12 protein-coding genes and 1 pseudogene are annotated in these 12671 nt (G+C 60.9%); 4 read left to right on the forward strand and 9 right to left on the reverse strand.

What is annotated here, in order from left to right:
• Nucleotides 1-54: 54 nt before the first annotated feature.
• Complete coding sequence (locus Mame_RS18435; protein WP_236953507.1) at nt 55-1023, forward strand: LysR family transcriptional regulator; 969 nt, start codon at nt 55-57, stop codon at nt 1021-1023.
• Here Mame_RS18435 and Mame_RS18440 read toward each other — a convergent pair.
• Genes Mame_RS18440 through Mame_RS18450 form a run of 3 tightly spaced genes read right to left on the reverse strand, consistent with a single transcriptional unit; the run spans nt 963 to nt 2438 of the window.
• Nucleotides 963-1436, reverse strand: a complete 474-nt coding sequence (locus Mame_RS18440) for an SRPBCC family protein (RefSeq protein ID WP_079920922.1) — start codon at nt 1434-1436, stop codon at nt 963-965. The two genes, Mame_RS18435 and Mame_RS18440, sit on opposite strands and share 61 nt — an antisense overlap.
• Complete coding sequence (locus Mame_RS18445; protein WP_018066719.1) at nt 1417-1782, reverse strand: ArsR/SmtB family transcription factor; 366 nt, start codon at nt 1780-1782, stop codon at nt 1417-1419. Before Mame_RS18445 ends, Mame_RS18440 begins: the two co-directional genes overlap by 20 nt.
• An 11-nt stretch (nt 1783-1793) precedes the next feature.
• Nucleotides 1794-2438, reverse strand: coding sequence for a dihydrofolate reductase family protein (locus tag Mame_RS18450; RefSeq protein ID WP_018066718.1), 645 nt, complete (start codon nt 2436-2438; stop codon nt 1794-1796).
• A gap of 234 nt (nt 2439-2672) precedes the next feature.
• Between Mame_RS18450 and Mame_RS18455 the strand changes: the two genes are divergently transcribed.
• The 3 genes from Mame_RS18455 (at nt 2673) to Mame_RS18465 (ending at nt 5137) form a co-directional block, all read left to right on the forward strand.
• Nucleotides 2673-3623 (forward strand): helix-turn-helix transcriptional regulator, encoded by a 951-nt coding sequence (locus Mame_RS18455; protein WP_018066717.1) that lies wholly within the window; start codon nt 2673-2675, stop codon nt 3621-3623.
• 125 nt (nt 3624-3748) lie between these two features.
• Nucleotides 3749-4570: an SH3 domain-containing protein gene (locus tag Mame_RS18460; RefSeq protein WP_018066716.1), complete on the forward strand. Its 822-nt coding sequence runs from the start codon at nt 3749-3751 to the stop codon at nt 4568-4570.
• A gap of 21 nt (nt 4571-4591) precedes the next feature.
• Complete coding sequence (locus Mame_RS18465) at nt 4592-5137, forward strand: hypothetical protein (protein ID WP_018066715.1); 546 nt, start codon at nt 4592-4594, stop codon at nt 5135-5137.
• Between the two features lie 28 nt (nt 5138-5165).
• On the opposite strand, the gene Mame_RS18470 is transcribed toward Mame_RS18465, so the two are convergent.
• The 6 genes and pseudogenes from Mame_RS18470 to Mame_RS18490 form a co-directional block, all read right to left on the reverse strand.
• Nucleotides 5166-5645, reverse strand: a complete 480-nt coding sequence (locus tag Mame_RS18470) for a hypothetical protein (RefSeq protein ID WP_018066714.1) — start codon at nt 5643-5645, stop codon at nt 5166-5168.
• 38 nt (nt 5646-5683) lie between these two features.
• Nucleotides 5684-9196 carry a S8 family serine peptidase gene (locus Mame_RS18475; RefSeq protein WP_235726863.1) on the reverse strand — a complete coding sequence of 1171 codons (3513 nt, stop codon included), beginning with the start codon at nt 9194-9196 and terminating at the stop codon, nt 5684-5686.
• A gap of 251 nt (nt 9197-9447) precedes the next feature.
• Nucleotides 9448-10539: a tetratricopeptide repeat protein gene (locus Mame_RS18480; RefSeq protein ID WP_235726862.1), complete on the reverse strand. Its 1092-nt coding sequence runs from the start codon at nt 10537-10539 to the stop codon at nt 9448-9450.
• Nucleotides 10540-10755: 216 nt separating this feature from the next.
• Nucleotides 10756-10983 (reverse strand): annotated as a pseudogene (locus Mame_RS27700) (helix-turn-helix domain-containing protein); the annotation flags it as partial.
• Entirely contained in the window at nt 10944-11306 is a 363-nt protein-coding gene (locus Mame_RS18485) for a DUF2267 domain-containing protein (protein WP_079920925.1), read from the reverse strand. The pseudogene Mame_RS27700 and the gene Mame_RS18485, both read right to left, overlap by 40 nt.
• Nucleotides 11307-11351: 45 nt before the next feature.
• Nucleotides 11352-12650, reverse strand: coding sequence for a DHA2 family efflux MFS transporter permease subunit (locus Mame_RS18490; RefSeq protein WP_210162281.1), 1299 nt, complete (start codon nt 12648-12650; stop codon nt 11352-11354).
• Nucleotides 12651-12671 lie beyond the last annotated feature (21 nt).

Genomic DNA, 12671 nt, shown 5'->3' on the forward strand with positions numbered 1-12671 from the left:
TTCGCAGCGGCTGCCGACCGTCTCAACACCACCCAGTCGGCAATCTCGAAGCGGGTGCAGGAGCTGGAACAGCAGTTCAGCGTCGAAATTTTCGACCGGTCAAAGCGCACAGCGCGCCTGACAGAGAAGGGCGCGGAAATCCTGCACTATGCCAAGTCCCTGCTTGAGGAGCGCGACAATTTCATCGAGCGCGTCAGCTCAAACCAGGTTTTGATCCGGCACTTCCGGATCGGGGTCACGGAGCTGACCGCCATGACCTGGCTTCCCCAGCTCGTGAAGGAAATCAAGACAGAATATCCGCGCGTCAGCATCGAACCGGAGGTCGAACTCAGCGCGACGCTTTTCGACCGCCTGATGGACGATACGATCGATCTGATCGTCATTCCCGACGTGTTCAACGATTCGCGCTGCGTCGTGACGCCGCTGAAGGCCGTGGAGAATGCCTGGATGTGCGTCCCGGAACTTGATCCGGGCGGGGAAACCTTGTCGCTCGAGGATCTTTCAAATTTTACCATGCTGGTTCAAGGCACCCGCTCCGGCACGGGTCTTATCTACGGCCGCTGGCTTGCCGAGCATAATATTATCCCCTCCAAGACGATCTATTGCGAAAGCATGTTGGCGCAGATCGGCTTCACGGTTTCAGGCCTGGGCGTCAGCTATCTGCCCGTACCGGTGACCCGGCAGCTCGTTCGGGACGGAAGACTGAAGCACCTGGCCATGCGCGGCGATCTGCCACACATTCGCTACGCCGTGCTTTACCGTCACGACCGTAGTTCCAGTTTCAAGAAACGCATTGCCGAAATGGCACAACAATGCTGCGACTTTCGCACCTTCTTCGCCGAATCCAGCCAGCCTCCAACGTGCTCCATGCCGAGCAAGTATCCCAACCACCGCACCTTCGGCTATGGTTCTGGCGCAGGACGCTTCCACCTTGACCGAAGGCGCTCCAGTCTCTCTTGCCACTATGTCTTGGTCTCCACGCATTCTGCCAGTTGCGCCACCACCGTTCCCCAGCCATCGTGAAACCCGAGCTCTTCATGTTTCTCGCGATCGGCATGACTTTTATGCAGCGCTTGCGCGCGGTAATGTGTGCCGTCTGGATGATCGGAAAGGGTGATGATCGCCGTCACAAAGCCGTTTGCGGCAGGTCGCCAGCCTCCGGTCAGCGCGTTCGTATAAATGATGCGTTCCCCGGCCAGCACATCGAGAAAGCAGGCCGAGAGGTGCGGCGCGAACGGCCCGTCATTCTCGCTCATTTCAGTGACGAACGCTCCGCCGGGTCGAACGTCCAGACTGACGACGCGGCAGATCAGGGGATGTGGTATCCACCATTTTGCAAGGCGTTCCGGATCCACCCAGGCGTTCCAGACGCGATCCCGCGGCGCCTTGATGATCCGGGATACTTCGAGATCGAGTTCAGCGGTCACTGTCTGCATTTCTGCCCTCCTGTTCCAGCATTACAAAAGCCTCCAGCCGATCGGCCTGTGCTTCCCATATTTTTCTCTGCTCCGCCAACCACCGCTCGGCATTGGAAAGGCCTGGTCCGTCGATCACGCAGGTACGGGTTCGCCCAGACTTTCTGGTCCGGATCATCCCGCTGTTTTCAAGAAGCCGAATATGCTTCATGAATGAAGGCAGTCCCATGTCGAAAGGACTTGCGAGTTCGCTGACGCTGGCCGGCCCCTGCCCGAGGCGGGCAATGACGGCACGGCGCGTCGGGTCGGCGAGCGCCAGGAAGATCGAACTGAGATCGTCGGACATCTGCGAGGCGGCTGTTGCCATCAACCTGCTCCTCAATCCTGTGCGGCGCCGGCCAGATTGGTCTGCCCGCGCACATATGTTCCAGCCGATCCATTGCCCGTGTTCTCAAGACGGCACATGATGAGACCCGATGGCGTTCGCTCCTCGGAAAGAAGTTTGAAACCTGATGGCGCTTGCGTGTCGCCAAACAGCTTTCGCCCCTGGCCCACAATCACCGGCGCGATCGCGATACGCAGTTCATCGACGAGGTTCGCAGCCAGAAGAGACCGACCCAATCTGCCGCTGCCATGCACCTGAAGTTCGCCGCTTTCCTCCCGCTTCAGGGCGGCGACCGAGGCTTCAACATTGCGGTCCAAAACCGTGACCGGCCCCCAGGCGACATCGACTGGGGAGGTGGCCGCGACATACTTATGAAGCGTGTTGAGCCGGGCGGCGTTGCGATCGGCTGAATCGGTAATGGCGGGCCAGACAGCCGAAAACTCTTCATAGGTCCATCTTCCGAACAGAAATCCGGATGCTGTCGCCGCCCATTCTTCCACGCGTTTCTCCAGGGTCGCATCAACGAAGGGCACAAACCAGCCACCGCGTTCGAAACCATCCGACCGATCCTCATCGGGGGATCCCGGGCCCTGATAGACCCCATCGAGCGACAGGAAATTCAAAATGACAACGCGCATTCCAGCCTCCGGCATAATAGTTTTCCTTTTAGCCAACTATCATGCCCGAATACTTCGCTCAAGAGGAAAGTGAAGTCCAAACGTTCCCGGTATTAAGGGATGCTCCTGAAGCGCTAGGATCGAAGCGAAGGCTAACCCACCCTGGGCTCTTTTACCGCTCGTGGCATTCAGCTTTGCCCGTCTTCTGTATATGCTTGCCCGCGCGGAACATTTTACGGGGAGGCTCTTGTAGTGATGGGCGGAACGGAGAACGCATCAGGGTTCAGCGATTTTCTGCTGGAACTTTACCATGACGCCTCGGAATGCACGCCCGACGAACTGCGTCTGCGCGTACTGAATAACCTGCAGCGCTTCATTCCCTTCGATTCCGGTGTGTGGGGCGGCGGCTGGGCTGACGGCCGGCTGGTCACGGACCTGACCGTCCTCAACCAAAGCGAGGCGATATTGGGCGAATGGGACACTGTCGCCCAGGAGGATGCCTTCTGCGACCTGACGCTCAACCGCCTCGGCGCGACCGCCCGCTTCGATGACGTTCCTGACTATCGCGCAAGTCTAGCGTACAACGAGCATTGGCGGCGCTTTGACGCCTCGCATATGATGGCGACAATTGTCGGGGAGAAAACCGACGGCTATGTCAGTTTCGTTGGACTTTGCGCGGACGACAGGCCGGGGACGTTCTCCGATGCCGAGCGCATGTTCAAGCAGATGCTTATGCCGCACCTGTCCCAGGCGCTGCGTATGAACCGGGAACTATGGACCGGCCGGGCGGCCTTCGAACATGAGGCAATTGCATTGGTGGACCGGCAAGGCTGGGTGCTGTGCACACAAGGTCCGTTTCACGATTTTGCCGGGCAAGAGTGGTCTGGGCATATCGCCCGGCTCCCGGCTGACGTGATGATACTGCTCAATCAGGGCAAACGTTGGCGCGGGGAACGTCTCGATGTGCGCATGTCCCGGTTTGGCAGTAATCACTTCGTTCACATGTCGGTTCATCCGACACTTTCGGGCCTGTCCCGACGCGAACGCGAGGTCGCCGGATTATTCTCATCCGGCATGACCAACAAGCAGGTGGCGCGCGCCCTGGGCACATCACCATCCACCGTGCGCAACCAGCTCGTACGTATCTACGAAAAGCTTGGCATCTCCAGCAAGGCGGAACTTGCGAGACTTGTCGGCGGCAGGTAGCGCGCCTCTCACGCGTCAATAGAGCAAACGCTCTATTGTCAATCGCCCCTGAACCCGGGATACCCTTGCAGTTCACAGGAGGTGAACTGACCGTGTTTGGAAACAGACAAGCCCCCAGAGATGCCATGGCGGCCATCGCCGCAGCGTTTGCCTTGTTGGCGAGCGTCGCCCAGGCCGAGATCGACGGGTCCGGCCCTGATGCCTGGCGGGTAACGGGAGTTGCGCCGAACGACGTTCTCAATGTCCGCATGGGACCAGGCGCCGGCTATCCCGTGATCGCGACCTTCGCGCATGACCAACGCGAGCTGCAGCAGATCACCTGCGTGCCCTTCTACACAATGGCGCATTTCTCGGCGATGACCGAAGCCGAACTCGATGCCCTGCCGCCGCGCTGGTGCCTCATGCGCACTGCCGATCTGGCTACCGCCGGCTGGGTGGCGCAACGCTACCTGATCGTCGATTTCGACGATGACATCCTGTTCGGAAATAGCGGAGCGCATGAGGAACAAGAGGAAGTGGTGGACGTCGAGAAGATTCTCCCCGCCCCCACGACCGGCCCGCAGGCGTGGTCAGGCGATGACCTGATCGAACACGCGCGAGCGCTCGTCGCGGCGCTCTATGACTATGATGACCATGGCGTGGGGCTTAGCCATCGCGATCCGTCCGCGCCCGACGTGTTTTTCTCCACCGGATTCAGGAATGCGCTGCGATCGCGCCCACCCGGCGCGGACCTGCTCATTGGCGCGCAGGATTTTCAGGGCAGCGTCTCCGAACCGGTTCCCGACCCCGATCAGCCCATGTTCCGGGGCATGATCACCATCAATGTCGAGGTTGAGAATTTCGGCAAGACGCACACGGCCGTCTTCCGCCTGCGCGGTGACGCCACGCGACCCGACGCACCCTTGCGCATCTTCCGCATCGAACACGACGGATGGTCGTATCCATAAGCGCATGAAAGGACCCGCTCAATGAACTTGAACCAAGCGCCTCGCCTGGCAACCGTCGGCCTCGTCCTCTGCCTGATCCAGCCCGCACAGGCCCAAATCGCAAGAACGCCGGTCGGCACGGTCGATGCTACCATCGATGGCACGTCCTATTCGGGCGAAACACTCGATATCCCATCAGAGGGGACGTCGACGGCTGAATTCCGATCCATGGGGCCGGTGACGTCCATTTCCATCCAGGCACACAACCCCGAGGCCGAAAGCATCATGCGCGACGTCCTAACGATCGAGGTTTCGCTGATGGGTGGCGATGCATCGTCCTCCATCATGGATGTTTCCGTTTCCTGGTGGCCGGACGGGATGAGCGAACCTTTCTACCTCAGTGAAGATAGCGGGACGCCCCCCGAGATCGTCTTTGATGCGCTTTCGTTGGAAGACGGAGCCGCCGCCGCTCAAGGCCGCTTCTCGGCTGTCGTCTGCCGCAGGGACAGCATGTTTGCGGACGCTGATAAGAACGACTGCCGACAGGTTGAGGGCGCCTTCGATACGGATCTGCGCAAGGCCGATTGAGACGGTTTTTTGGGCTTGCCAATCGAGATCAGTCTCGAACCATGACGAAGCGGATGTCGTCCTTGGTGCTGCCGTAGACGCGGTCGCGGTAGGAATCGATGGGCAGGTCGAACGAACCGATATTCGGCGTCGCGATGGCGGACAGGATGATCGTGCGACCCTTGCGTTCCCAGCCATTGATGCGGCTGACGCCGTTGATGCTGCCGAGACCCTCGACCAGGTTGCAGGCGAATGTGCTGACGCGACCCTTGTGCGGGTCGAAGGCGCTCGCCTTGAACTCGATCGAGCAGTTGCGTTTCGTTGGGCCGATTGCCGGGTACATTTTCCATTTCCCCACAACCGAGTCCTTCATCTCCTTTTGCGCGGCCGCAGTCGACTGGTAGCCGGGCGCGGTCGAGACCGATGGCACGGAACCGTCCGATACCTCGCAGCCGGTCAAGCCGGCGACAATCAGAAGACCTGCCCCGGCCAGGATTGGCGAGGCGACGTGAGAATGAGCGCGTTTCATGACATTGTTTCCCCTGTTTTGAGCTTGCACGTGGTTCTCTAGAATTTGAGGCTGGCATTGGCGGAAAAGATCTGGCTGGTGAGATTGTCCCGGAGCTCCGCATCGTAGCTTGCACCAAAGGTGAAACGATCCGACGCGATGGCATTGACGGAGACGCGGCCGATAAAGGCATTGCGCCCGATATCCGCGCCGGATGCATCAAAGCCGCTGCCGAAGATGGCAAGGCTCGAGGACCGGTCCAGATCGCCGAAGTCATGGCGCCAGCCTGCGCTCAACACCGGCTCCAGCTTCAGCCCGTTATCGAATGTAAAGCGATGCGAGGCGGACAAGGCCAGCGTGGCCTGCGTTTCGGAGAAGGTTTCATCCGGCAATGACAGCGCGAAGAGGCTTCCCGTCTCGGTCATGGCATCGCGGTGGAAACCGCGATAGCCGAGCGTGGCGGATGGCGTCAGGGTCAGCGCCGCCATTTCGAATTCCTGAAAGGCACTGACTTCGGCAAAGCCGCCCATGCCGTGACCCGAGGCGTTGGCCATGGCGGCATACTTGCCGAGCGTGGTCAGCCGACTGGTCGAAAGGTCGCCATAGGAAAGCCCGCCGCGTACGGCCACGGTCGGGCCGGCGGTTTCAAACGTGGCATAGGCTGCGGCTTGGTAGGTGCCGATATTGCCGTCGCCGTTCGCATTTGCCGAAACGTCGGCATATTCATAGGAACCCGCGATGCCGGCAATGGTCTGCCCGAAATGCCAGTCAATACCGAACGCGCCATTGTTGGCGTTGACGTCATAGCCAGAGATTGCGCCGGATGAGGCCACGTCCGTATGGGCATGGTTGCCGCTGACCCAGACCTCGCCGGTGCCATAGGGCGTTCCCGTCTCGGAAAGCCATCCGGTGGCAAGGCCCATCTGGCGCTCGCCGATGCGGTCGGCGAATCGGCCGATGGCGCGGACGGCGCTGGTACCCATTTCGGCATGGATCTGGCCGGTCAGCGACGAAAGCCCTCCGGCAAGCGCCTCGATGTCGGCTGCATAAAGTGCGTTGAAACTTTCATTATAGGCGGCATCGGGACGCACGCCCGCCGGAGGCCGGCTTCTGTCGATCGCACCGCCCAACGCCTTTTCGTTTTGCGTGGCGGAGATGCCGAAGACGGAAAGATCGGCATAGCGCTCCGGCGTGGCGGCCAGGGAAAGAGCATCCGCTGCGTAGAGCACATCGAAACGCGTGCCCGGCGCAAGGCCCTCATCCGGCTGGTCCAGGCCAGAGAAACTGCCCGTAACGCTGCCGTCTGCGACCTGAACAAAGGTGAAAAGTTCGCCGGGCATTGGCGTGAAGGCATTGGTGGCGGCGCCGGAAATGCCGCGCAACCGCGGTTGAAGGGTGCCGTTGGCGGCGATGTCATTGCCCGCGCCGGTCACGAGAAGACGGTCGTAATTGCCGGCCCCGTTCTCTGTCCCCGTGCCATCGACATCGATTTCCATGGTTGCCGTCGGCGCAAGGCTCACATTGCCGGCAATGGTCATCGTTCCGGGCGACTGTCCGGGCGCAAGCGTGCCGTCGACCTCCACAGCGGCTACAACGCGCCCGGTACCGCCAAGCGTGCCGTTTCTGCCGACATGCAGTTCCGGTGTCGTCAGGGCGCCATCAACCGCCAGCAGTCCGTCCTCGACGCCCGCGGCCTGCCTGAAGGTTGCGGCGTTGAGGATGGAAAGCGTGCCGCCGCCCTGCTTCTCAAGGCTTCCATCGCTCGTAAACGAAACGATCCAGGTCGTGTCGGAACCGTCCGCGCCGACCGCGTAAACGCCTTCGCCGGTCATGCCGACCGGGCCGACCGAAAGCGCGCGGTCAAGCCGCACCAGCCCCCAACCATAGACAGCGTCAATTCCCGCAGCGCCGAGATCCTCGGCGGTCATGAACAGGATTTCGACGATTTCCGCCGGGGTGAAGCTCGGATAGGCCTCGGTCAGGACGGCGACGGCGCCGGACACATTCGGCGCGGCCATCGACGTGCCTGAGTAGGAATCATAGCCACTGGGAACCAGATCTTCAGGGACGGTCGAATAAATACCGCTATCCGCTCCTGATGGCTGATCACCGCCCGGCGCGGCAATACACCACTCTTTTGCAACACCGCATCTGTTGGAATAGCTGGAGATCTGATTATAGGCATCGAGCGCGACGACGACGACAATTCGACCGCGGGCAATGCCATCTTGTTTTTCCGCAGCCGCCAGTGCTTCGGCGGACGTGAAGCTGAGGTCAAGCCCGGTGCCATGATCATCATAGACCAGACTGCCTGACGAGTTCGTAGCCGCTTCATTTTTCGGCTGAATGAAGGGGAAAAGGCCACTGCTGAAAGGATTTTCCGCAAGTACTGGAGCCTCAAGGAATTCATTGCCCGCAGACATGACGATGATCTGCCCGGCATCAAGGCTTTGCTTCATGGCCTTGGCGTCTGCCATGAACTGAGCTTGCGCCCCGACAGGTATATCCCAGGTTTCTTGATCCGGTTCAGCATTGGATCCGAAGCTGCCATTGATCACCTTCACATCCGAAAACTGCGACAGATATTCAAACCCTACAGTATCGGGAACGCGTGAACCGGTGATGGGCTCGCAGGTTCCATTCAATAGGGATGGCCCGCAATACTGCAAATCATCGATATCAAAATCCTCGCCGTCGACGAAGACCTCGCCATCGCCTCCCGGTATCGCTCCAACGGAGAGAATCGTGGCCTGAGAGGCGACACCCTCCATGCCGAAGCCGTTACGACCTGCACCAATAATCCCGGAGACATGGGTTCCATGACCATCGATATCATAGGGGTCATCCGGGCCTTGTTCGAAAGCGGCCTCAAACTGTTCTTGGGTCAGGTGCTCGCCCTCGACACTGGGGTCAAACCAGTAGAGGTAGCTTTTTGAACGAGGATCGACGCGGCCTTCGAATTCAGGGTGAACAGTCCCGTTGGGGCTAAGCGCAATGCCAGTGTCAATAACACCGACGACGACACCCTTTCCGGTAAAACCTTTTTCGAGTGCAGCATCGACATGCATGGCATCGAGCGAATAGTTGCGCTGATATTCACTGAGCGCATCTTTCAGAATGCTGGGATTACCCCCGGGGTAAGGCGTAGCGCGCGCGGCTGGGGAGGATGCCCGAGGTTGCGTCCGGACCGTTCCGGACACCGAAGCCTCGGGAAACAGGCTTGCGAGGTGGCGGCCAGAGGCGGCCGCCTTGGAGATCGACGCGGCAAGATCGGGCCGAAGCCTCCGCGCCTCCGTTTCAATCAGATCGGCGCGTTCTGGCGTCAGCCGCGCGTTTTCGACGATACTGGCAAGAAGCGATTTGCGACCGAAGGCGATTGCCTCCTGCAGCGCGGCCCTTACTGCCTCCGACGATTGATCGGCAACGGCCCCGCTCTCTTCGGCAGGTCGCGTCGCAAGATCGTCCGCGAGTGCGCCGGTCGCCAGCAAAGTCGAGGTCAGCATCGCCGAGACGGCGATAGTTCCGAACCGGCCTGAGAGAGAGGGGCGAGGAAAGGCAGGGGTTATGGGCATACGCATGTCCAATCATGACCGGTCACAAACATGTTTCGGCAGCGGCAAGCGGCGTTGACCAGACTGACGAACCGTCCCCGCCCCGTCCGCCTGCGCGAAACAGAACGATCCTGTCATCTCACAGAAATGTTTGCTCAGTATTTGAAACGGCGATTTTCTTGACTTTTCGCAAGTTTCCACCGTCGGTGTCGTGGACGCGTCATCCGCCCTGGCCGCAGAAAATGCACCAGATTATCGCCGCCGCGCCGGGCTTAGGCCGGATCGGCTACGCCGGATCTGATGCTCTCGCTAACGACATCGTCGCCAAATGCGGCAGTGAAGGCGGCAATCGGCGCGTTCATGATATTCCGGCGGTGCTCGAGTTTCTTGAAGCGGCGGCCGAAGACATTGTAGAGCAGTTGAAGCATGTGCGCCGCGATGGCCGATGTCAGCTCGGCGCCCGCGACCGTCCGGCTCATATGGCCCTCGTTCAGTTCGGGCGCGAGCAGCAGACCCAGGCGGGCATGCGCGAGCGGCGCTGTCATGCGCAGACGCTCGGCAAGCGCCTGCAACGCGTCCAGCCTGTTTCCGGCGCGCAGTGCACCAGCCTTCAGCAGCATCAGATAGATGAAGAACTCCGTGCCCGGCTCGGCGAGTTCCAACGCCTCGTCGTAGAGCTGGCACGCGGCGTCGATGTCCCCTTCGATCGCCGCGATTTCTCCCCGCAAGGCCGCCGCGGTGGCAAAGGCAGAACCATGTTGGAGAGCCTGATCCACCAGACTTTCGGCGAGCTCCGTATGTTCATTGTTGACGAACAGAAGCAGCTTGGCGAAGGCCAGTCCCATTTCGGGCATCTTGGGCAGCTCGCCCAGAGCGGACAGGCTGGTCTCTTCAATCTCCCGCTCGATCGCCTGCCACTCCTCATGGGAAAGCCATTGATCCGGTTCACTCATGCTCTGCAGCAGCCGAGCATAGAGATTGAGCGCCCACATCACGTTTAACCGTTGATCATGCGGGCTTTCCGCCATGGCGCGCTCTAGCATGCGCGCATTGTCCCGCCAGCTAACCTTGGCCGGGTTGCCGCTGAGCGTCAGCGCCGCGTCGTGCTGGCGGATCCATGGCGGCAGATCATCGGGCAGCCCGCCGATCGGCGGCGGCAGGGCGAGATGCGACCAGATGGCCTGCAAGATGTCCTCTGTGCCGACCGCATTGCTGCCTGCGCGATGATCGACCCGTTTCATGCCGATAAACTGGCCGGCATGCCTTAGAAGCAGCGCGGCATGAAGAACATCGCCATGACGGTGAAAGACCACCTCGATGCTGAAATGCCGCGTTTCGACCCTGTGGGACTCCTCGACGATCACCGCCCTGTCGGAACTAAGGCCTGCCTGAAACGCCTGACGGAGCTGAGCGAGATAGCGCTCCGCCTCCGCCCCACCCCGCTTCAGGCCGCGGATGGGTCCGATGATTAGAAACGCATCCGGATTCTCTGCATTCACCGACGTGTGCGGCGCAATCCAGACATAGCCTTCGCCATACTGCGTTCGGATGAAGCGGGGTGTGCGCGGCGCGTCCTGAAGCTTGCGCCGAAGCTGGTTGATCAGGAAATCGACGTGACGATCGCTGCTGGTCTCGCTTTGCCCGCCGAGAACAGAGAGCAGATCATTGCGGCTGAGCAGGCGCCCGTTATTGGCCGTAAAATGTTGCAGCAGAATTCTTTCCTGCCGTGTGAAGGTCAGTCGCGTACCGTCTCCGTCGCGGTCAGCCGTCAGAAAATCCGCTGAAAATTCAATATCAAGATACCGCATGCGCCGAGCCTATGGCCTGGCTGGCACATGGTAAAGCACGCCTTGCGCGAGGCGCGAAATCTCTGATCGCAAACCGTGTTTCGTTCCTCTTTGTCGATTGCAGGCGTGCCACGTCTGGTGGTGCCGAAGACGGTAGCGATTGCGGTGGGAAGCGCCATCGCGATAACAGCGCCGGGAGCGATGCTCCGCCGCAGTTCGAACATCACCGCGCGCATGAGCGGTTCGGTCTGGTTGGTTGTGGTGAGACCGGTGCGATCGATCAGATCCCGGCACCACTCCACATGCAGCCGCGTCGCATTTTCCACGTCATATGGATGTCCCATGATTGTCCTCCGTTGTCGGGCTAGCAAATGTCCTGATCTCAGAGCTCACCTGGCCTGGCCGCGCGCCTTTATGCGTGTCGCAGCCAGCAAAGCGCCGAAAGACATGACGACCAGCGCTCCGAACGCGATCCGATAAGCTGTCGCCGGTGCAGAGACGCCGAACTGCTCGATGACGGCGACCGTGGCGATCGCGCCCAACGCGCCTCCCAGACGCTGGGCGATGTTGATCAGCGTCGCGGCGTCAGCGGTTCTGGTCTCGTCAACCTGATTATAGGCAGCCGTGATCGCAGGCATCTGGGCCAGAGCCAGGCCGGCTCCGCGTGCGACGAGAACAAGGATGATGGCGGGAAGTGCGATAGCGGCCGAGACGAGGAAAGGAATTGTCGCTAGAACCAGCAACCCGCATCCGGTCAGCGATACGGCTCTCGGTCCATGGCGATCCGTCAGCGCCCCCGCCGCCGGTAGCATGCACGCGGAGCCAAGACCCATGGCCATGAGCATGAGGCCGGCTTCCGTTGACGTTTGTCCAAGGCTGCGCTGCAGGTAGATCGGCAGGAGCAGCAATCCGCCATACATGGCGGCGCCCGTCAATCCGGCCGTCACGACTGGCGCGGCAAAACCCGACCGCGCAAGAAGGGCGACATCGATCAGGGGATCGGGCGTTCGGATGGCGTGGACGACAAAGGCGGACGTCAAGCCAGCCCCGAGGACCAGGATTGCCAAGGAGAGCATGCCGATAGTGCTCGATCCGATCTCCGCCGCGCCGTAAAGCAGCAGCGGAAGGCCGAAACCGATGAGCATCAGTCCGCGCGCGTCGATCCGAGCCTTCTCCGACCTGTTACCGGGCGGCACCAGACGCGCCGCGCCGATCAGGGCTGCTGCGCCCACCGGCCCATTGATCAGAAACAGCCACCGCCAGGAGCCCGTATCGATCAGCACGCCGCCAAAGGCTGGTCCCAGGGCCGGCCCAAGGGCGATGGCAAACCCCACGATCCCCATGAGCCGCCCCAGCTGACGCCGTTCGGCGGTGGATGCCAGAACCGCCTGACCGGCGGGCACCATCAGCCCGGCTGCAAGCCCCTGCAGGCAGCGCGCCACGATCAGATGCGTCACGGACTGCGCGAGCGCGCAAATGATCGAAGCGAGCACGAAGGCAAGGATGCTGGCTTTCCAGACGCGACCGTCGCCAAGGCGTCGGCCGAGCCAGCCGGTGAGCGGCAGCGAAACGGCGAGTGCGATCAGATAGCCGGTCGCCACCCACTGAACGGACGACAAGGGCGCGGCGAGGTCGGAACGGATGGCTTCCAGCGCAAGGTTGGCGATGGTCGAATCGAGCATCGCCATGAAAGCGCCGGAGCCGGTGAT

Source organism: Martelella mediterranea DSM 17316 (assembly GCF_002043005.1).
Taxonomy (GTDB): domain Bacteria; phylum Pseudomonadota; class Alphaproteobacteria; order Rhizobiales; family Rhizobiaceae; genus Martelella; species Martelella mediterranea.

Coding starts and splice junctions, on each gene's coding strand:
- Mame_RS18440 (WP_079920922.1), bottom strand. CDS start 1,436: ATGCAGACAGTGACCGCTGAACTCGATCTCGAAGTATCCCGGATCATC.
- Mame_RS18445 (WP_018066719.1), bottom strand. CDS start 1,782: ATGGCAACAGCCGCCTCGCAGATGTCCGACGATCTCAGTTCGATCTTC.
- Mame_RS18450 (WP_018066718.1), bottom strand. CDS start 2,438: ATGCGCGTTGTCATTTTGAATTTCCTGTCGCTCGATGGGGTCTATCAG.
- Mame_RS18455 (WP_018066717.1), top strand. CDS start 2,673: ATGGGCGGAACGGAGAACGCATCAGGGTTCAGCGATTTTCTGCTGGAA.
- Mame_RS18460 (WP_018066716.1), top strand. CDS start 3,749: ATGGCGGCCATCGCCGCAGCGTTTGCCTTGTTGGCGAGCGTCGCCCAG.
- Mame_RS18465 (WP_018066715.1), top strand. CDS start 4,592: ATGAACTTGAACCAAGCGCCTCGCCTGGCAACCGTCGGCCTCGTCCTC.
- Mame_RS18470 (WP_018066714.1), bottom strand. CDS start 5,645: ATGAAACGCGCTCATTCTCACGTCGCCTCGCCAATCCTGGCCGGGGCA.
- Mame_RS18475 (WP_235726863.1), bottom strand. CDS start 9,196: ATGCCCATAACCCCTGCCTTTCCTCGCCCCTCTCTCTCAGGCCGGTTC.
- Mame_RS18485 (WP_079920925.1), bottom strand. CDS start 11,306: ATGGGACATCCATATGACGTGGAAAATGCGACGCGGCTGCATGTGGAG.
- Mame_RS18490 (WP_210162281.1), bottom strand. CDS start 12,650: ATGGCGATGCTCGATTCGACCATCGCCAACCTTGCGCTGGAAGCCATC.